The sequence below is a fragment of the Novibacillus thermophilus genome (genome assembly GCF_002005165.1).
GTDB classification, from domain to species: domain Bacteria; phylum Bacillota; class Bacilli; order Thermoactinomycetales; family Novibacillaceae; genus Novibacillus; species Novibacillus thermophilus.
Map to the genome: position 1 here is coordinate 3212154 of NZ_CP019699.1, position 20138 is coordinate 3232291.

Here is a 20138-nt window from a genome sequence, read left to right on the forward strand (position 1 = left end):
TTGAGAATGAACGAGCATGTTAAAGAAAATTATTTATTTCAAGAGGGAGGTTATTCATTTGAAAGTCAGAAAGAGGTTATTGTTGGGTGTACTTATCACGTCGTTGCTTGTCTTGTCAGTCGCTTGCTCCAATGAAAGTGAAAGCGAAACGGCAAATAAAAGTAAAGACGGCAAGATGGTCTGGGTTGGCTGGAGTGGAGAAGAAGAAACTTTTAAGCCGATCATTCAGAACATGATCCAGGATTGGAATAAGGATAATCCGGATCATAATGTGGAATGGGTTGGATGGCCGTGGGCTGAAGCTTTGCAGCAAATGATTATTAGAACCCAAGGCGGCGAAAATATTGATGTCGGACAAATCGATATCGCCTGGTTACAAACCTTGGCCGATACGGGAAAGCTCGTCGATCTGAATACAGTCTTTGATGAGCAGTGGTTGAAGGAAAACATTCAAGAATCTTATCTCGAATCGGGACAAATTGACGGAAAACAGGTAGGTATTCCTTGGACACTGGCATCGATCGGCATGGTTAACAATCCCTCACTGTTGGAAAAAGCGGGTGTTACCGAGACTCCCAAAACAATCGAAGAATTTGAGAAAGCGTTAAAAAAATTAAAAGAATCGAATCCTGACGTTATCCCGTATGCTTTGACAACCAAAGACGCCGGCAGCGTGTCGGGCGATTTTCAGGCCTGGCTCTGGACATTCGGCGGTGAAGTCTTTGATGAGGAGGGCAATGTCACCATTAACAGTCCGGAAGGCGTTCAAACACTTGAATGGTTAAAGAGCCTTAAGGACCAAGGTTACATCAAGATGGACATGAGCCGTTTTGATGCCCGCGAACTGTTTGCTCAAAATAAAGTCGGGTTTTATGATGACGCCGTTCTGGCAAAAAGTATTTTAAAATCAAGTGGCGTGTCTGATGATGAATTGAATGAACGCATTCAGCCAATGCTTCGACCTGTTCTAAATGAAGAGGACCAACCACAATCCAAGTTATGGGGCCATATGCTCGTCATCTTCGACAATGCCAACAACAAGGAAAAAGCGGCTGAATTTATTAAACATCTGATTAGTAAAGAACAGTCGGTACGCTACTTTGAAGAAGGCGGATTGCTGCCGGTGATTAATTCAGCGCTCGAGAGTGAAGCCGTACAACAAGATGAGTTCTCGAAGAATTGGGCCGAAATTACAAAGGCTGGACGACCCAGCAATGTACAAAAGTTTAACCAAAGCAGTGAGATCGACACCATTATTACCGAGGAAATTCAAGCTGCTTTACTCGACGGAAAAACCGCCCAAGAAGCTTTAGATAACGCCGCTTCTCGCATCGAATCTACCCTAAATTAATTGAGGTGTTAAAACTTCATGAACCAAAAGAAGCCATTAAGACTAACAGAAAGCCAAACAGGCTTTCTGTTAGTCTTACCAGCACTAGCCGTATTTTGTTTTATTATATTGTACCCTTTTTTAAATTCATTCGTCATGAGTTTGACAAACCAAAATTTGCTCCATGCCGAAAGCCAATTGATTGGTCTAACGAATTTTAAAAAAGTTCTCGCCGACCCTAACTTTCTGGATGTAGTGCTCAATACCGTTATTTTTGTTATAGGGGGAACATTACTGCCCTTTTTGTTAGGTCTTATATGGGCTTTAGTATTGAATCAAGGGTTCAAAGGTTCGGAAGTTCTTCGTGGCATTACGCTTGTGGACTGGATTATTCCCAGCACCGCGATTGGATTCTTGTGGATGTGGATTTTTCACGGTGAGTATGGTTTGTTTAACGCACTTTTACAAAAAGTCGGTCTAATCGATGCAAACGTTAACTGGCTGGGAAATACAGATACCGCCATGCTCGTGGTGATTATAGCAAAAACGTGGCAAACCTTACCGTGGTTTATGGCCTTCCTCTTAGGAGGACTCCAAGGTGTCCAGCATGATCAAGTCGAAGCTGCAAAAATCGACGGGGCCGGAAACTGGCAAGTGCTGTGGAATGTGATTCTGCCCAGCATAAAACCGATCATCTCGCTTGTATTAATCTTGGGCACTATAGGGAGTTTACAACATTTTGACCTGCTCTGGGTCATGACTGAAGGCGGACCGGCGAGGGCCACAACAACGTTCTCGGTTGAAGTTTACCGCACCGCTTTCCAAGAATGGAATCTGGGAGTAGCGGCTGCAATCGGCATGATCTGGGTCTTTCTTTTATTCGTTTTTTCAATTTTCTATTTCAAGAAACAAAAAGAAGAAACCGTTTAACATGGGAGATGGATAGCTTTGTTTGAGAATACTATCGGTTTTAAACTGGTCTTCATTTTTTCCTTAGTGCTCATAGGTTTTTTTGTTTTTTTCCCTTTGTACTGGATGTTTAATACAGCTTTGAAAACACCTGAAGAAGTATTTTTACCCACACTTTTTCCCAATAACCCTACTCTCTCCAACTTTACAAGTGCCTTAACGGATGGCTTGTTGCTCAATTATTTAAAGAATAGTTTATTTGTCGCGATACTGAGCAGTTTTTTTGCGACGATGGTTTCGGCTTATGCCGGTTACAGTTTTTCCAAGTTTCGCTATAGAGGCAGGAAGACCTTTATGGTTTCGATATTAATTTCCCAAGTGTTTCCCCATGCCGTTCTCTTATTGTCCATTTATGTCATGATGCAAGCATTCGGTTTACTCGACAATTATTTGTCGCTCATACTGTCGTTTATCGTATTCGTATTACCCGTCGGCACATTAACCATGAAAGCTTACTTCGACCAACTGCCTGACGCCCTTATTGAATCAGCCAAAATCGACGGGGCGAATCAATGTAGGATCATCCACAAAATCATTTTCCCCATCTCTATACCGGGGATGATTTCGACGGCTATTTACGGATTCGTATGGAGCTGGAACGATCTGCTTTATTCGCTTACGCTCATTACTTCCCCTGAAAAAAGAACACTCGCTCCGGGGTTAATCCTCAATTATATGGGAGAATTCCAGCAAAACTGGGGGGAAATGATGGCTGCTTCCATTATTGTTTCTCTGCCGGTAACGGTGATGTTTATCCTATTACAACGGTTTTTCATTCAAGGCCTCACGTCAGGAGCTGTTAAAGGGTAGGTATACGTTGATCCTGTCACGGACGCTCATTATGGCATAACGAAATAAGCAGCCCGGCCTCATGATGAGACGGGCTGCTTGATACACACTTGCACCCTACGATCCGCTATCACTGTTACGATCATCGACAATGACAATGCTGTTTGCTCCTGGAGTTGTATCCGCAGCAAAGGCTGTGAAAGGCATCGATAATAGGACCGCCAGTAATAATCCGATCACGATCTTCTTCATCTTCATTCCTCCCCTTGTAATAAACGTTCTACACGAAATAGATTCTCCGTCTCACGCAGGAAATGCTCCTTATTACCGCACCTGTCGTAATATTTTGCCAGGACCATATGAAAATCCTTCTTTTTGTTGTACAGTTTAGTTTTCTCCGCCAACTGAATAGCTTCTTGACAAATATTTAAAATATGCTCGGAATGGATACCCAAAGAAATATGTGCTTTTACGAGAAGTAACTGAAGGTACTCATAAGTAAAGTGAAAATTTTTCACTAAATCAGTTGCTTTGTTAGTGAACTCCAAAGCCTTTTCATAATCCTTTGTCTGATAATATACTTCTCCGTATGAAATATATACAACAGCAAGGTTGTGCTCGTCTTTTGTTTCCTGACACAATTTACACGCAATATCAAGAAAGTGAATAGCTTTATCGTACTCTCCGACACGATAAGATCAAGTCCAAAATTGTGTGTAAAAAGCTCCTCGGTTAGATAAGCTGCCTACATGATGCGTGTCACCTTACTATGTGTTTTTGCTGAATGGCTTTTGCGCCAGGTGAAGTAATCTTCCATATCGAGGTATTTCCGACCACTGGCCCACTTCTCATCCTGTTCCATGAGTAAGGCCCCCAACAGACGAATCACCGATTGGCGGTTGGGAAAAATGCGAATCACACGTTCCCGTCTGCGGATTTCTTCGTTCAACCGCTCGACGCTGTTGGTGGTACGCAGTCGCTTACGGTACTTCTCAGGGAAAGCCAAAACGGCGGTGGCATCATCAAACCCGTTTTCCAAAATACGCATGGCTTTAGGCGCTTTCTCTTCAAAGACTTTCAGCGTTTCGTTCAAAAGCATTCTGGCTGTTTCGATATCCGCTGCATCCAGGATGCCACGGACATGGCGATGAACTTCGTCTCTCAGCGCTTTTGGTGTGGCATCCAGAATATTACGCATCAAATGGGTTTGACAGCGTTGCCAGGTGACCCCTTGGAAATGGTGACGAATGGCACGGACTAAACCGCCATGGTCATCAGAGGTGATCAAATCGACACCACCAAGACCACGTTGTTTTAACCAACTGAAAAATTCGCTCCAGCTGGCTTCCGATTCCGTGTCACCGGTCATGATCCCCAAGACTTCCCGGTAACCGTCTGTGTTGACACCGATTCCTATCATCACTCCTCTGGACCGTACCCGGCCATCCTCACGGACTTTGAGGTACAAGGCATCCACCAGCACAAACGGGAACCGGCGGTCTGAAAGCGGACGATAATTCCAAGCCTCCACAATAGGATCAAGCCTTTTGCACAGGTCTGAAACGGTGGACTTGGAAAAATGAGTGCCGCAAAGCTCTTCGGTAATCTGAGTCACTTTACGTGTGGAAACCCCATTCACGACCATTTCCATCAAAGCCAACACCAAAGCTTGCTCGCTCCGTTGGTAACGGGCAAACAGTTCAGTGGAGAACTGACCGTTTCGAATCCGTGGAACACGTAACGTAATGGTCCCCACCCGAGTGGTTAATTGATGAGGATAGGATCCATTGCGATAGCCTTGACGGGAATCCGTGCGTTCATAGCGTTCAGCTGCCAGCTGTTCGGTCACCTGCGCTTGGAGAATTTGGTTTAATACCGATTCCAGTAATTTCGCTACACCAGCGTCTTTTGAATGTCCTAAAAAAAGTTGCTGCAAAAGTTCTTGATCTACGGTAATCTGGTATTGAGCCATTTCAAAATTCTCCTCTCCAGAATGGTATTTCCGACAACTCCATTCTAACCGAGGATTTTGAAATTGGCTCCTTTATTTTTAAGGAATCCATTTTACACAATTATAAGGACTTAACTCAATCACACGTGGCTATTTTTCCAATCCCACTCATCTTTTTTATAAATAACGATGGGAACGCAAGTCAACAATTCTTTGATAAGTCATAAAGTTATTCTACAACATATAAAAAAAATTAAATTTATGTCTTAATAGCTAGCATGATTCAAGTTTTACTCGATACGCTAATAGGTTCAAGGATCAGGGATGAAAAGGATCAGGGATGAAAAGACCTCCAATCATCCCAAATCCCAGAAAACAGATGATTATAGATTAACGAGACGCGGCGTCCATTTTGCTCCCAACTATTCTGTTATTCTGTGTGCCAACAAGATCCCAACGGCGGTGGATGACAGCATACCTTTATCTCTCAAAAGTCATTCACATGCCCCACAGTCGGTATAGGCGAGTAAATACCCTTGCTTTCTCTTGATTTAAGTCATCGGCTTCGCAGCTTAAATGCGCAACGAGTGGAAAATAAACCTTGGAGGTGGCTCAATCCCAAGCATAGCAAAGGTTTTTCTGCTTCGCCGTCATTTCTGTATGATGATGGACGTCACCGTTTTTAGAAGAAAAATGTCCGAGATGTAACTGGTCAAATCTTTACGAAGTGGCTCCCATTACAATCACGGGATCGTCCACATGGGCCGGTTGACCATTTATCAGCTGCTAGTTCTTGTGTCACTTTCGATATACACCCACTATTGTACTGTCGAAAAAACTACGCTTCGTTAGCAATAAACTTTGTCCGATCAAAATAATCCAGTATGGTTTTGGTGTCAATCAAGACAGCTTTCAACACATCTCCATTGTGGAAGACAATCTGTGTGGTACTGTAACCAATACCGGTTTGACGACTAGCACGTTATTTCCCCGTGCACCGGCGGATCAGTTCTGTGGTTTTGCCCAAAAAGTTGCAACAGAGATGGTTCATGCCATCCTTTTACTATCCTCCTTATGTAGAGGGTCGAGTGATTTCTCTAACCCCTCATTTCTGGTAAATCGACTCATTCTTGACCCACACGTTATCTCCGGCATCCCATTCGTAGAACATCTGGTCAATACTTTCTTCGTTGATCAAATCCTCATCCGTGGTCACCCGTATCTTGACGCCATTTAAAAACGGATTCAAAGAGGACAGGTGTTCCAATTTTTCAGTGACTATTATGATCCGTTGATCCGGGTTCTGGTTCCATTTCATGTACAAGAGCAGATCATATACATCATCACGGGCCACAAAAACGTGATACAGCTTGTGTCCAATCTGCAGGGCCCCCACAAACGGTTCAGGTGAGGGCACTATGTTCGGCTCATAGTCCCAAAATACTTCATACAGTTTGAAAAAGACCAGACGTTTCAAAACGTCTTCTGCCTGCCAGTTGAGCCAATAGTTATGCGGCAGGTGAAATTCACGCACGCCGTTGGATCCTAAAGTGTAGACCGGAATGAGTTTGTCCCCTTGAAACAATTCGTGTTTTAAAAGCAAGTAACTTCCTGCCAGGGACTTGAGTTTCTTCTTGTTATAGAGGCCGAACAGGTTTTTCAACTGGACGCTCCCCGCGCAGCCAATGGTGGCGACTGCGTACAACACGGGGTAATATGTCCTGGGAATGTCGATGTCGCGCGGCATTCCCCGTTCCCGCTTCCACCCCACTTTCCAGTCATGGTGCGTTGAAAAAGGACTGACGAACATCTTGTCCAGCCCCTTACAACTTCCGAACGATTTTCCCATATATTTTCTCTTTATCCACGTTCACGTCCCGAATACGCACCAGCACCCGCTCTCCTTTGCGAAGTTTCTCAAATTTCAAGTGGGGCGTCGATACGTCTACTCCCGGCTCCAGGTTGACAAACACACCGTACTCCACCACTCCGGTTACAGTTCCGGCATACTCCGAACCGGGGGTATACCGTTTAGCACAGTCCGGAAAGGGAGAGGGTTTCAACGCTTTGGCACTCAAGGTCACGTGTCCGTTTTCTTTGTCTACTTCCATCACTTTCACTTTCAGGTGATCCCCTATCGCATACCGTTCGCGCAAATCATCAAGCCACCCGTGATCTACTTCCTGAACCGGAATTTTGACACCGATCCCCCCAATGTCCACGCGCATTTCTTTCATGGACACTTTCCTCACGACGGCTAACACCACTTGCCCTTCTTCCAGGCGGCTCCAGGTAAGCGCGGCCATAAACTCCAATGCCGCCTTGCGCGAAGCTGTAAACACGTCGTTCTCCCGGTCATAGTTTAACACCCGAAAGGCAATCTTTGTCCCTAACAGAACCCTCAATTCCTGGATGTTGTCGCATCCTGTTTCCTCGAGAGGGATATACCCCGAATGTGTCCCATTTGCACTATACCACACGGCTGTCCCAGTTTGTGTTCAATTCCCGACATCTCTGCCTGCAAGACCGTACGGTTTTGGTAGGCGGCAATAATCTCTTGCCAGTACTGGTCTTGCTGTTCCTTCTGCACCGCCTTTTCAGGGTCAAACCCTTCAACCAATACATTTAACATTTGATCTGTCATATCTTATCATCCTCCTGCTTAAAAAATTTTAAAAAAGTTCCTGCCGAATTTTTCGTTGTTTTGTGCTGTCATGCTTTTTCACGTCTTGTTTTTGACTCTCTTTTGAAACCTCTTTTGTCTCCGGATCATCTTGTGAAGGCTCACGTACTTCCCTGTCAGTATGGGCACCGCCTTGTTCAGGTTGTTTCTCTTCCCCTTGGTCATGGCGGAAATGATTGACCGTTTCATCAAAGAAAATGGGATGTGGGTCTTCGTGGTGAATATAACGGGTTTTATTTTCCCGCTTCGGCGGGATGATCTCGATTTCATGTCTGATCAGTTTAGGGACCGTTTCCTTCTTCAGTTCCGACGATTGCTTTCTTGCAAAGAAGCGCATGAGTCCTTTGGGCTGGCGGGTGGTCGTCTCCCATTCCCGCTGTTTTTTCCAGTCACGGGGGACGAAACGGCCCCGGCCGATCTTGGGCGGTTGGGGTGTTCCGTTCTGAACCAGCTTGTACACAAAGTGGAACCGGGGAAGCCCGTCCATCAACTGGGTGTAGAAGAAGCGATATTCCTCCTGCTCGGTGTCCCGGTAGTGAGACGGAAAAAGGTTCGCCCCGATGATCTTCGTGTCATAGGTGGCCTGTCGGACGATAATCTGCTTCTTCCCAAACTCTTCCGCGAACTCCTTGGCGTCTTCTGCCGATATACCGCCAAAACAGATTTTGTTGCGGCAACCGTTTATAATCGCGCGTTTCACCGCCTTGCCACTCATTTTGCCCGTCTCCACTTCCAGTTGGCTCAACGATTGACAAGCAAAAATGCCGGCCACCCGGTATTCGGCGGCAATGTTCAAAAACCGCTCAATATCCGGGTTAATATACCGGGAATACTCGTCCACGATCAGAAAATGGGGAACACGGGTCTTTTCGGTTCCGCCCCGTCTGAACGTCCCTGCCTGTAGGTGCATGATGATGTACTGGCCAAACGCATCCCCACTTGTCCCCAGTTCCCCCAAGGCGGTGTTCACCGCCAAAATACCGCCTTTTTCAAAATGCCGGTCCATGTCAAAGCTGGACTGTCCGGTCATGATAGTTCGCAAACGACTGTTCGCTGTCAGGTTCTCTAACTGTGCCCTGAGACCGATTACAAACTGGCGGTATTTGTCTTTCATGGCCCCCAACAGTTCCGTCTTGAAAAATTTGGTCAGATCATCCTCGCCCTGCCGATGGATCAGTTCATTCACCTTGTATTCCAGAAGTTTCAGGTCACGTAAGGTATTGACTACATCACCTAAATCAATTCGGTCCCCATGAAGCCGTTTCAACAGCTTGGTCACATTCCGAGCAGAGACTTCCTGAACGGTAGCAAAAAAGGCTTCCTGCTTGCCAAAAAGGCTCTTTAATACGGCCACGGTGGCCTCAGCAACGGTATCCTCATCGCCAATCATCGGGTTAAACCGGTGGCTCTCGTATGACGGGTCATAACCAGTATCCACGGCATATCCCCGCTTTTGGGACGGGTCAATATGCACAAAATCCAATCCCATTTCCTCACACATTTCCCGCACCATAAAGGCGACGCCCCCTTTCGGTTCGATAACCGACAGCCCAAGCGGTTTCCCCCTCGCTTTCTGTACCAAGAGGTTGTAAATAATCGGTTTTAATATAGTGGCCGTTTTCCCGGTACGAGTTGGACCGACGACGAGCATGTGCGTATAGGGATCGTCACCGCCCCAGATGATCTTGTTGTCCACGTTTCCACCTCCCTAACGCTCTTCTACTTCATCCCCCAGGATGAGGTAGATGTCCTGGTTATCTGTTTTCTCACCCCTGAAACGGCGTTGAATGTTTCTCCACTTTTCGGACAGCGGTTCGTCCGTCCGCACCAGTTGCTCTTTGTCCACGTTGCCCCGCTTGTGCTGAAAGGCGGTCACGGCGCGCCACCAGACGGCCACCAAACCGAGCATGACGAAAAGGAACAAAACGTACACCACGCGCATGACAATGAGGGGCTGGACGATGAAGTCCCGCTCATCCCAAAAGGTGTAGATCCATACCCCAACGAGGCCGGATACATAAAGAGCAACCGCTACCATGTGCAGGTACGGCTGCTTCCGGGTCTTGAGATAGTGGAAGATACTTATCCACACACTTATCCCCAACATAATCCACAAAAGCCAAGAGGGAACAAGCCATGCCCCGCTCATGAGCAGGGTTCCGCTTGTCAGGGCAAGGAAAAGGTTGATTTTGTCCCAGATCAATGTGCCAGATACTCCTTCTCTGTCCGGTTGTATACCGCTAAAACAAAATGCATGTCATCGGTCATGATCTCTTTCATCAGCGAAAAGATTTCTTCTTGCTGGGGGACAGTGTATGTTTTCCGTTCTTCTTCAATTTCCGGTCGGCTGATTAAGCGGCATACGTCCTGCAACGGCTCGATCAGCATAGCCTCAACTCCTGATCCGTGATTTCGATGATTTCAACTTTCTGAACACCTGTCAAATACTCTCTGACTCGGTCTGCAAAGGCTTCATAAACAAACAGCACAGCTTTCCGGTCAAGACGGTCCCGCCGCATCCGGTCCATCAGCGTCAGGTCGTTCATGAGCAAATTGACCGCATACTTCTTTTCCCCGTTGTGGAAAATAAAATGTCTTTTGTATTCCTCCGGCATACGCTCTCGATTGGGTTCAACCTCCCCGTATTTTGTGATTGTTTTCACAAATTCTTGATCTGTTTTAAATCGCTTGAGTACGTTCAGTGCATAGGTGTACGGCAGGGCACACACGGTGTCGAAAACACGGTCGCTGGCGAGATACATAGTCCGAAACGCGTCAAACGATTCCAACCCCCTGAATAATACAAGATTGTGCCGTTTTCCCATCTGCCGGTAACTTCTGTTCATCTCTTTCATTATGCGGCGCAAGGTCTGATCTTTTGCTCCGGCCCGGACGATGTAGACCAGGTACTCTCGTCCGTCTTCTGTCACCACGGCTCCTTTGCACAAATCGCCCCGCTCCATCTGGTACTTCTTCTTTAACGCCCGCGAATCCAAAAAGGTGTAGCCTTCTCTTTTTAACGCCACATACAGGTCATTAAAATCCAGATACCCTTCCATGTTCTGCCTCTCTATTCTTAAATCCTTTGCTTCAATGTCCTCGTCTATCAATCCCCTTTCCCGTAATAACCGGATTCCTTTGTCGGTGATGGTGTATATGGCGGTCCGTTCTCTCCCTTTCTTTTTGGCTCGCATGATGATTTTTGATTGAATGTACCCGCTGTTTCGCAGAATGTACATTTTACGGTACGTATATGCCTTACTTCCTCGAAAATACAGCCGTTCTATCTGCTCCCTGGTCATGATCCGGAACCGGTACAAGTCATACAATATTCCCTCATCCGTTTCTACCACTCGCTTAATGGTCTTCCGCTCTCCCATTCCACCACTCCTGCAACGTTGGTAAGGTTTACCGTAAATTTTGGCTTGTGGGGCTGTTTGTTCGTGTCTACTTTTACGGTAGACACTCCCAAACTTACTGAAAAACGAACTTACGTTCCTTTCCGTAAGATATGGAAAATAATAAAAGGATTCACTGGATTTTCGACAGTTTTTTCGTGTCAAATACACCTTTTGAAAAAATCAAGTTTAACGGAAAATGGTGACCACAACTTTTTATTGCCATCAAGGCATTTTTACAACTATGAAATCCATTGTTTTTGACATTTCTAAAACGTGTCATATTAACATTCTTAAAAAATGACTTTATTTGACACAAAAAAAATGCTTTTTAACCCCGTCTGTATGTGTCAAATAGAAGATTTATTTTGACATTAAAAAAGCGATTCCCGCATTTGGCTTTTCATAGGATAATCCGTAGAAGGTTTTCCCAGGTCAATATTTACGATTTCTACCGCTTTCTTTTTGGCCTGTTTTTCCATTTTCCGCTCCACTTCACTGGATTGTTTTTTTTAACAGGTCAATATGTTTAGCACCAAAATCGGCCAAATGTTTATCATCAACCACAAACAGGACCACTTTTGCCTCGTTACCCAACAATCCTGTTTCTGTCCACGATACATGTTGCCAACTATCGTCCGGGATAAAACCAGCATGTCTAAAATTATCTATCAGGAACTTTGTATAACGGTTGTCCAAGTCCCGAACCATTCTGTCAGGGAAATAATGTATGACATAAATGTGGGCCTGTTTAAACTCATGTTTAATGGGAATTCCCGACTTGGCAAGCCAAAACGCTCTTTGATACATGTCCCGAACCTTGCCTTTAATTTTCATCTTTTCATCATAATGGGGAAGCATCCCCATGTATTCAACCGAAAGCACCGGATAACCAAACCCATCCAGCCACTTCACTGTACAGGGGCGTCCGACCTCATCATCAGGCAATTCAGCATGATCATTGATATACCCTTCGTAATACGCTTCCAGCGCATCCAGCCACCGATGGTACAGCTCAATTCTCATCCTTTCAGCCAATTCGATAGACTTGGGATATGGTTTATAAAACATTTCTTTTCCTCCTTGTCTGACTATGTTTTCCTATCGAAAAAGGCATTCTAACGATTGTCGTCCGACATGCTTCGACATGAAAAACATCGCAGATTCTATTGTCCGACACCATCTGCTTAAAACCCGTCTTGACGCTAAAAAATAAGAAAAACTAATTCGATCTGCTCAAATAAAAATACATGCTAACAGCTACAGCTAACGTATTCATAATAATTACAGAAGATTGTATCTATTTTTTCTAAAATATACTAATATGCTTATCCATTGGATAACCAGTCTAAAGAATACTACAAATACATAGAGTACAGGTACTAAAACCGCCGTTAAATATAATATTGGTGTTGCGACTGTTGTCATAATAAAAAATGTGAATCCGGTTAACACTACCGCGTGTAAAAGAATCCAAACAATCAAATATTTTAATGGTTCCTGTTGAATTTTTTTTAAGGACATTTTTATACTCTTCCTTTCTGATCAATTCTAAAGTGATATATCGCCGAGTGACATCCCTAAAAAATCGACATTGTCCGCAAAGCCTTCCTGTTTCTCAGCCCTTCGTTTTGATTGTTCTGGCTTGATTGTCGTACCTTTTAACATCGCGACTTGCTTATTTAATTCGGTCACCTGTTGAGATATCGTTTTTAGATTCCGTTCAACCGCTTCCAACTTTCCGTCATACCGACTGAGCTTATTGATGAGATCCTGATGTTGATCCAGCAACACCTCAATCATGTGGCTTTGTTTCTCAAAAGCCGTTTTATACGTAAGGGTAAATTCCACGGCCTGGTTTAGAAATCTTGTCTTTTCACCCCTTTCCGTTAAGGTTTCAAAATAGGATTGAACCCTTTTATTCGGACGAAAACCGATCTGCATACCACCACCTCCCTGTTTAACAGTATCAACCCTTGTGTCTATTGGCCTTATACCCTTGTTTTTCATGATATGTTTAACAAAAGTGTTTAACAGCTTAATCGCTTGATATGACAGCGCTCATTAAGCTTTTTCACGCACTCTGTACAACAACAAACCAATTCCCATCAAACTGTTGTTTAACAAAAACTAAAAAAACAGCTTTTAAACCCATTTGTACCAAGGGTTTTAGCTGTTAACGTGTTTGTTTAACAATTTCACGCAGAATGAGCAATAAAGCCTTTGCTGATGCACCTTTCTGCTGTTTAACAAGATTTACCCACTATACGAAAGTCTGTCTTGTGTTTCCTGTTCCATTCTAGGTTCATCTTGTCGTTGCTGTATCTCCATAAGTTGCAGCATACCGCGTGCCTCAGACAACTGTGGATCTTCTACAATATGAATTTGTTTGGATAGCGGATGCTGTCTCAAAAGGTGCCCAACATCCGCCGTTGTTCCGCCCGCAAAAAAGATTTTGCGAATAAAACTTATTTTGTTGCCCCACCTGTTTTGTAGGCTGTCTAATACTTTACGGGTGATATGCCGTTTGCTGTCTTCTATTGTGTTGGAAAAGTCGTACTCGACTCCGTCGTAAAAAACAATCCCGTCATCATTTATAATGTCCTCTGCTTCCATGACAGATATTGGTGCTCCTACTTTGCTGTGAAAAGCACGCTGAACCATTCGCCGAATTTCCATTGCGCCTACATCATCAAGTGTAAATGACAACTCGGATTGAAGGCGAAAACCGTCACGACCGCTTTTAAATACGACAACATCTGCCGTTCGGGTTCCCCAATTAACCATGGCAACCAGACTTCCGTTTCGCATCAACTCAGGGTATCGAAAAGCCCCGTTTGGATAAAGGAGAGCGTCGTAAATGCTCGTTGCACCTTGTGCATAAATCGACACACGATCAAACGTAATTTTTCTGTCGTAACCGTTGCCCTTAAACCTCACCCTCGCATTAAAATCCATTAGGAGACGCTTCATTTCCTCTCCCTGAGCTTTAAAATACTCAAAGGGTAGTCCAACCCCTACCCACAACCGATCGCCCTCAGAAGACAAAATAGCGGCTGTTGTCGCGATGAGTACTCTCGTATTGAGATGATTCACTTTATTCCGATCAAAAGAATAGGTGGCGTTTCGGCTTTCCCTTGCCAAGTCGCCTACAAAGAGCCTATAGACTCCCTCCGCATCTTCATATTCAATTTCTATTTCTTTGAGTGAATTCCCATTCGATACGCCACTCAGTACCTCTTCCATGGAACGGTCATGTGCCGGTGCTACAAGGGAAGGAAAACAAACAGCGTTTTTAAACTCATCAATTCCTTTCACATAACCATAACCGGGATCAATTGCTATCTTTTTCATCACCTTTACTCCTTTCTAGATGAACGTCATACCAAAGGGTGGAGCCATCCGTATATACCACAGACATATGAAGTGAGCGCACCGTTTGGTTGTTCGGATTCACTTCAACAAAAATCTCCGCAGGATCAATGGGTGCCACATCCTCAATACCCGTAACCTCCACGACCTTTTCGGTGCCAGGTAATTTTTTCTCGTCCTTAACAAGGATCTTGTATACATTCTGCCTATCTGTTGTCTGAATGGTTAAATCCCGTTCCCGGAGACTTTTAGCTAATTCAATCGGACTATTTGCAAAATCAAGTCCTAACATTTTGAGATCTTGTGCCGTTGTCTTCTGCCAATTCCCCGACTTTGGCAGTTTGATGTAAATCTCATCATTTTCTCTCTTCACTTCCGCTAGTGTGCCAAAACCTGTCCCTTGTGTATCTATAGACATGGTGTATTCATCGCCGTCATGCTCCCCGTCATATTTGACATGCAGTAAAGTACTGCCTCTTTCACTTTTAACAATATAAGAACCGTGCCATACGGACGGTTGGTCAAGTGTTTTTTCAATCGTGTCCTTTACAACCGTACTTGCATCCTTATCCGCAATGGAACATGCAGTGAACAACACCAGGATTATGGTACTTGAAACCAAAGTACGTATCACTAATGTTCTACCTCCAACAGCGTTAGTTGTTCTATGTTTGAAGGGGATATCTTTTTTCTCTCCTTGCGTATCTCCTTTCCTTGTACAACCGGGATACCCTGTTGATTGATCCATTCCCCAATGATTTGTTTGTGGCAGTGTTGTTCATCGCCGCAATCGCAAGCAACCGCAACATCAAAACCTTGGTTTAGCCGTTTAAGCAAATGCCTTAAGTGTAGGTTCTTTAACGGTATTTTGATGAGTTCATGCTTATACAGCTTCTTATATTTAGGCCACATCCTTGGCCATTTTGAATCCCACTGCCACTTCTCAAGTTGTTTAAGTAATTCTTCACTTGGTGAAAGTCCTGGAACATTAATCCACCCAGGAATTTGTCGGTTCGTCACCTTAATGAGCAGATTGATGTCCCGATCAGGCGGGTCTTTGTCGACATGATAGATAAACAATTTTCCCGACAATGAACGATTAAGAGCTGTCATAAGTGTGCCCCCTGTTGAAAAATAGTTTCCAAACAAAAAAGCCCGCTCTAAATTGAGCAGGAAAAGAGGCGTATGTGCTATTTCCTTTGAACTTCCTCGATTATTCGTTGTACATTTGCCAATGACTCATTATGAATTTCCAACTCTTCCAGGGCTTTTTCGAGCGGCATTCCCATACTTAACGATAACTCACGAATAATCTTGACCGCTTCGCTAATCTCGAAATACGCATAACACTTATCTGTTTCACGGTTGTACACGAACGGATCATGCAGATTTAGAAAATCAGGGACGATTTCAACACTTGCCTCAATCGTCACTTTAAACACCCCTTATACAAGATGTTAACGGTATCATAAACCGGATTTTTTGAATGTCAAATCAGATTGAGCTCTAAAGTGATTCAGAACCAATGCTTTACAATCAAATTGTCCTTTCGCATATCCTTGTTGAAACGAGGCCTTTTTTTCCATCTCAATCAGGTTGATGATGAGTTCCTCAGCTTGAGCTACACTCAATTTCCGGTTATGCACACCCAGCAACACAGGGGTCAGGTTATTCTGGGCTAACATCATGTCGTCTCTCCTCCTTTTTTGAAAAACCCCTACTTTTTTAACGAATATAGACTTGGCTCGCTTGTACCTTTTGCGCCACCACAGGCAGTGTTAAAACGTCCGCCAATGCCCGCCCCATGGATTCTCCAAAAACATAAAAAGCGGTAATGTGGTAGTCCCGCTCCATTCTCAGGTATACGGTTTCCGGAGCGCCAACTCGACCTGCCGTGTGTTCCACTTGCCACCGATCAGGGTCCAAGTTATGTCTTCTTAGTTCGTTTTGAACCGCTTCAGCTACCTCTTCTGTCCATCCCCCTTCAATCGCCATACGTTCTACTGCAAAGTCTGCCACCTGATTCGCTTTAAATGTCACTTTAGCATACTGAATCATATCCGGCATAAGGAAAAAGAAAAATGCCAATATCGTTATAAATACCACGTATTCGACAGCTCTCATTTCGTCACCTCACCATCCTTTTCACTAAGGGAAAAAGCAGGGCACATATGGCCCTGCTTGTCATGTATCATTGCCACCCATCCACAATATCTGGAGGAGTATCGGGATCCATGCCTTCTGATGTATCGGCCATATCTGTCAAGATATTGTGAGACGCCGGCTTGACATAGTACATGACCAGCCATACAACTCCAACAGCCGCCAACAGTCCGCCCAGGATTAACATCGCTTGTGTCGTAACATCCGATACCGACTTTTCACTTTTAAGCCACGCGATTACGCTTTTCAATCATCTCACACTCCTTGAAGATTTTTTCAGTAATTAACCGGCACAACACCTAAATCTGTCTTAGGGTGGTGCTCTGCCAGTGTGACCGTGAATGGTCTTCACTTAACTTCCCCCTTTAAAATGAACTGAATATTTGAATGAAGTTGATAGCAAACACCCCTAACGGAATCGCCAGTATCAAAGCGAAAATTCCCATGGACACAAACCGTACTTTCAGCGGTTTTTCTTTAATAATCTTTCGCATCCTTTGTTGCCGTAACTGGCGCATCACTTCGGATTGGTTTTGAAAAATTTCATCAGCATGCTGACGATCTGTTGCCGCCGCCTGCCAAATCGCACGGACGAACTGTCGCGCTTCAACAATGCCGACATAACAGGCAAAACGTTCTAACGCTTGCTCAGTGTCCATTGTGTCTAAATCAACAGACAATCTTTCCAGATCAGGCTGTAAAGCTTTAAATTTTGTTTGGCTTACTGCTTGCTTGATCGCTTCATACGGAATGAGCCCCGCCCGCATAAGCAAGATAATTAAGTCAATAAAATCGGGAAGTTCCGCGAATACACCTTCCTCTTTTTCTCTAATAGCTTTATTGACATAAAGCATCGGAAAGGCATAAAAGAAGCCGCTCACCCCGACACCCAGCAGAAGCCAGATCGGCTGCCAAAACACAAGAGCGAGCAGGGCAAATAGTATAAATGCCGCGCCAGCCAGAAGCCATTGTCTGGCCTTGACATCTTCCGGTGTGTCATCCATTCCCAATCGTTCAAACTCCCATTCTAGTTCATCCCGAACGCTCTCTTTTACCTGTACTTTGTTTCTTAACCAGCGGTACAGATGTTTATGGGTATCTGTATCCTTTGGTTGAATGTACAAAGCAAACAAGGCGGTCAAAAGTACCGCCCCTATAAACCAAAGCATGAATGGTCCTCCTTTTTATCAAAAATTTACCTAGGAGTGTTCAAACTTGGGTGATTCGATCGACACGCTGAATACTCCAGGCAACGTACAGGAGTAACCCGCCGACCAAAATGTCACCTACTACCGTTTGAGCAAAAGATAAATAAAAATCCGGTTGCATAAAACGGAAAAACAAAAGTACAACAGCTGCAACTCCAATCAAGAATCGATGCTCTTGACGTGAGTCCGCTAATTCCGTCCGCATCTCGGCCCGCAATAAGCGATTGTGTTGAATGACACGTGCTGTATTCTTAATGACATCACTCGCTTCACCGCCAGACTGTTCAATCAAGTTCATAATCGTTGCAAACGTTTGAAATCCTTCTACTTGTATGCCCTGCTGCATATCTTTCATAATCTCACTGAGCGGCCGTCCTGAACGGTACTCCAGTACTGCCCGATCTAAATGCCCTTTTAGCGGTTCATCCACATCCTCTTTTGCTTTGTCCAGGGCATAGGCAATGTTGTGATTCAAACTGTAAGCACTCGAAACAGAAGATATCATCAGTTCGACCTGATATTCCAAATAATCGCGAAATTGATTTTGTTTTTCTTTCAGCCACATCCACGGTATGGACAGACCCACGAGCATCCCCGCGATGGTGGCCAAAAGGTTTCCAAGTATAAAGCCGAATACAGCACCTGCAACACCGCACCCATATAATAAAAATGGAGCGAACGCAGCCACGTTCCACTCCACTTTCTTTGCCTCGTGTATAAACTCTCCTACATTGATGTATCTTAAGAATTTAATTGTTAAAGAGAATGAAAAACGTTTCTTTGAATTCTTCGTATCGTTTTGAACCGTATACCATATGCTTTTCTTCTTTTTGGGGATGATCAGATACAGCATGAGAAAAAGCCCGATAGCACCTATCGTGTACAAAATGGCAATCAAGAGACCATTCCCCCTCTCATCCCGTTTGGTATCCACTTATCGAGTTCCATTTCAGTGATGCCTTTTCTTAATAACCTTTCTGTTAATCCTTCGCTGAGGCTTGTATTCTTTACGAAAACATGTTTTCCATACGGTTTCCCGTTTTTCACATCCGAAATGTCAAACCGGTAAAGGTCGCGGATGCCGTCCGGTGTCACTTCCGCTATTTGCGTTATTCGCCTTGTACCGTCAAACATTTCCTCTTGGAAGACGACAATATCAATGGTGTCCATCACCAGTTCCCGGATCAACTCAGCAGATAAATTTAACCCTGCACGCAAAATCATTTGAACCAAGCGTTTGATTGCGTCTTGGGCACTATTCGCATGCAAGGTCGTCATGGAGCCGGTGTGCCCCGTGTTCATCGCTTCGATCATGTCGTATGCCTCCGGCCCACGCACTTCCCCGACGATAATCCGGTTGGGTTGCTGTCGAAGGGCGTTTCTAACCAAACGGGACATACTCACATTAGTATTTTCCTGCCCTGTCCCCCTGCATTCCATCGCAATCACGTTTTTGTCAGGATAATGGTCTTTCACACGTAATTCTTCTGTATCCTCAATTGTCACGATTCGCTCACGCAACGGGATATACTCCGTTAATTTACGGATCAGCGTTGTTTTCCCGCTGCCGGTTGCCCCGCTCGTGACAATATTGGCCCCTCCCCTCACCAATAATTTAAGGAGTATCATCATCTCTTCTGTTAACAGTCCGCTGTTGATCAGCTTCTCCTCAGACAAATTCACTTTTGAGAATCGGCGAATAGACAATGATGTTCCGGTTCGTGCCACAGGCGGAATGACAACATTAATACGCGTGCCTGGTAATCTTGCGTCGGCAATCGGCTCAGCTGTAGTCACCTGTTTTCCAGCTGCATTGAGCATTTTTCTTGCAATGTTTTGTAAAGTAGCTTCATCACGAAACCGGATGTTTGGATCCAATGACATTGAACCGTTCTTTTTGACATATACTTCACACGGTCCGTTGACTAAAATATCCGTTACATTTTCGTCCTCAAAAAGGGGAGCCAGCGGGCCTACGCCCGCCAACTCGTCCACCACACGCTTCACTGTTTCTCCTACGCTCAGTCCTGGATGTTCTACCGATTCCTGCCTTAAATACCCCTCCACAACGACTTTTAATTGTTCCTGTCTTTCCGGATTCATGATCGCTTCGCCAAAAAGCTCTCGATGTTCTGTTCCCAAGTAGTCCCTGACCTTAGTCAGTAACCGGTCAAAATACCCTTCTAACGCAAAAGTGCTTTCCTCTGTCAATTGATCCTTGGATTCATCAGCTATCGCTAGCTTAATATCGCTCCAACTTTGCACACATGCTCCC

24 protein-coding genes and 1 pseudogene are annotated in these 20138 nt (G+C 44.6%); 3 read left to right on the plus strand and 22 right to left on the minus strand.

Annotated features, from left to right (window positions below):
• The first annotated feature begins 58 nt into the window (after positions 1-58).
• From B0W44_RS15600 to B0W44_RS15610, 3 genes are all read left to right on the plus strand, one after another.
• Positions 59-1351: an ABC transporter substrate-binding protein gene (locus B0W44_RS15600; protein ID WP_228441246.1), complete on the plus strand. Its 1293-nt coding sequence runs from the start codon at positions 59-61 to the stop codon at positions 1349-1351.
• Between the two features lie 18 nt (positions 1352-1369).
• Complete coding sequence (locus B0W44_RS15605) at positions 1370-2260, plus strand: carbohydrate ABC transporter permease (protein WP_077720831.1); 891 nt, start codon at positions 1370-1372, stop codon at positions 2258-2260.
• Between the two features lie 66 nt (positions 2261-2326).
• Positions 2327-3109 carry a carbohydrate ABC transporter permease gene (locus B0W44_RS15610; RefSeq protein WP_228441249.1) on the plus strand — a complete coding sequence of 261 codons (783 nt, stop codon included), beginning with the start codon at positions 2327-2329 and terminating at the stop codon, positions 3107-3109.
• A gap of 96 nt (positions 3110-3205) precedes the next feature.
• Here the strand turns inward: B0W44_RS15610 and B0W44_RS18950 are convergent, their stop codons facing one another.
• The 22 genes and pseudogenes from B0W44_RS18950 to B0W44_RS15715 form a co-directional block, all read right to left on the minus strand.
• Entirely contained in the window at positions 3206-3340 is a 135-nt protein-coding gene (locus tag B0W44_RS18950) for a hypothetical protein (protein ID WP_257788055.1), read from the minus strand.
• Between the two features lie 2 nt (positions 3341-3342).
• Positions 3343-3768 (minus strand): annotated as a pseudogene (locus B0W44_RS15615) (tetratricopeptide repeat protein); the annotation flags it as partial.
• Positions 3769-3833: 65 nt separating this feature from the next.
• On the minus strand, positions 3834-5060 hold the full coding sequence (locus B0W44_RS15620) for an IS256 family transposase (RefSeq protein WP_077718568.1): 1227 nt from the start codon (positions 5058-5060) through the stop codon (positions 3834-3836).
• 1084 nt (positions 5061-6144) lie between these two features.
• Complete coding sequence (locus B0W44_RS15625; RefSeq protein ID WP_077720833.1) at positions 6145-6849, minus strand: hypothetical protein; 705 nt, start codon at positions 6847-6849, stop codon at positions 6145-6147.
• 13 nt (positions 6850-6862) lie between these two features.
• Positions 6863-7408, minus strand: a complete 546-nt coding sequence (locus B0W44_RS15630) for a S1 RNA-binding domain-containing protein (protein WP_228441252.1) — start codon at positions 7406-7408, stop codon at positions 6863-6865.
• Between the two features lie 32 nt (positions 7409-7440).
• Positions 7441-7683: a hypothetical protein gene (locus tag B0W44_RS18695; RefSeq protein ID WP_228441255.1), complete on the minus strand. Its 243-nt coding sequence runs from the start codon at positions 7681-7683 to the stop codon at positions 7441-7443.
• 28 nt (positions 7684-7711) lie between these two features.
• Positions 7712-9418: a type IV secretory system conjugative DNA transfer family protein gene (locus B0W44_RS15635; protein ID WP_228441258.1), complete on the minus strand. Its 1707-nt coding sequence runs from the start codon at positions 9416-9418 to the stop codon at positions 7712-7714.
• 12 nt (positions 9419-9430) lie between these two features.
• Complete coding sequence (locus tag B0W44_RS15640) at positions 9431-9871, minus strand: hypothetical protein (RefSeq protein ID WP_169835628.1); 441 nt, start codon at positions 9869-9871, stop codon at positions 9431-9433.
• 50 nt (positions 9872-9921) lie between these two features.
• Complete coding sequence (locus B0W44_RS15645) at positions 9922-10110, minus strand: hypothetical protein (protein WP_077720835.1); 189 nt, start codon at positions 10108-10110, stop codon at positions 9922-9924.
• Complete coding sequence (locus tag B0W44_RS15650) at positions 10104-11102, minus strand: replication-relaxation family protein (protein ID WP_077720836.1); 999 nt, start codon at positions 11100-11102, stop codon at positions 10104-10106. Before B0W44_RS15650 ends, B0W44_RS15645 begins: the two co-directional genes overlap by 7 nt.
• Before the next feature lie 513 nt (positions 11103-11615).
• Complete coding sequence (locus B0W44_RS15655) at positions 11616-12191, minus strand: hypothetical protein (RefSeq protein ID WP_077720837.1); 576 nt, start codon at positions 12189-12191, stop codon at positions 11616-11618.
• A gap of 480 nt (positions 12192-12671) precedes the next feature.
• Positions 12672-13064 carry a hypothetical protein gene (locus tag B0W44_RS15665; protein ID WP_077720839.1) on the minus strand — a complete coding sequence of 131 codons (393 nt, stop codon included), beginning with the start codon at positions 13062-13064 and terminating at the stop codon, positions 12672-12674.
• A 312-nt stretch (positions 13065-13376) separates the two neighbouring features.
• Entirely contained in the window at positions 13377-14474 is a 1098-nt protein-coding gene (locus B0W44_RS15670) for a ParM/StbA family protein (RefSeq protein WP_077720840.1), read from the minus strand.
• Positions 14455-15126, minus strand: coding sequence for a hypothetical protein (locus B0W44_RS15675; RefSeq protein WP_077720841.1), 672 nt, complete (start codon positions 15124-15126; stop codon positions 14455-14457). The genes B0W44_RS15670 and B0W44_RS15675 overlap by 20 nt, the downstream gene beginning before the upstream one ends.
• Positions 15126-15605 carry a DUF488 family protein, N3 subclade gene (locus tag B0W44_RS15680; protein ID WP_077720842.1) on the minus strand — a complete coding sequence of 160 codons (480 nt, stop codon included), beginning with the start codon at positions 15603-15605 and terminating at the stop codon, positions 15126-15128. Before B0W44_RS15680 ends, B0W44_RS15675 begins: the two co-directional genes overlap by 1 nt.
• A gap of 77 nt (positions 15606-15682) precedes the next feature.
• On the minus strand, positions 15683-15925 hold the full coding sequence (locus tag B0W44_RS15685; RefSeq protein WP_077720843.1) for a hypothetical protein: 243 nt from the start codon (positions 15923-15925) through the stop codon (positions 15683-15685).
• Between the two features lie 33 nt (positions 15926-15958).
• Positions 15959-16180: a hypothetical protein gene (locus B0W44_RS15690; RefSeq protein WP_077720844.1), complete on the minus strand. Its 222-nt coding sequence runs from the start codon at positions 16178-16180 to the stop codon at positions 15959-15961.
• 37 nt (positions 16181-16217) lie between these two features.
• Positions 16218-16559 carry a DUF4320 family protein gene (locus B0W44_RS15695; protein ID WP_169835629.1) on the minus strand — a complete coding sequence of 114 codons (342 nt, stop codon included), beginning with the start codon at positions 16557-16559 and terminating at the stop codon, positions 16218-16220.
• A 124-nt stretch (positions 16560-16683) separates the two neighbouring features.
• Complete coding sequence (locus tag B0W44_RS15700) at positions 16684-16905, minus strand: hypothetical protein (RefSeq protein ID WP_077720846.1); 222 nt, start codon at positions 16903-16905, stop codon at positions 16684-16686.
• Positions 16906-17020: 115 nt separating this feature from the next.
• Positions 17021-17824: a type II secretion system F family protein gene (locus B0W44_RS15705; protein WP_077720847.1), complete on the minus strand. Its 804-nt coding sequence runs from the start codon at positions 17822-17824 to the stop codon at positions 17021-17023.
• 40 nt (positions 17825-17864) lie between these two features.
• Positions 17865-18761 (minus strand): type II secretion system F family protein, encoded by an 897-nt coding sequence (locus tag B0W44_RS15710; RefSeq protein WP_077720848.1) that lies wholly within the window; start codon positions 18759-18761, stop codon positions 17865-17867.
• The gene (locus tag B0W44_RS15715; RefSeq protein WP_077720849.1) at positions 18758-20128 is read right to left on the minus strand and encodes a TadA family conjugal transfer-associated ATPase; all 1371 of its coding nucleotides are present in this window, start codon (positions 20126-20128) and stop codon (positions 18758-18760) included. Before B0W44_RS15715 ends, B0W44_RS15710 begins: the two co-directional genes overlap by 4 nt.
• Positions 20129-20138 lie beyond the last annotated feature (10 nt).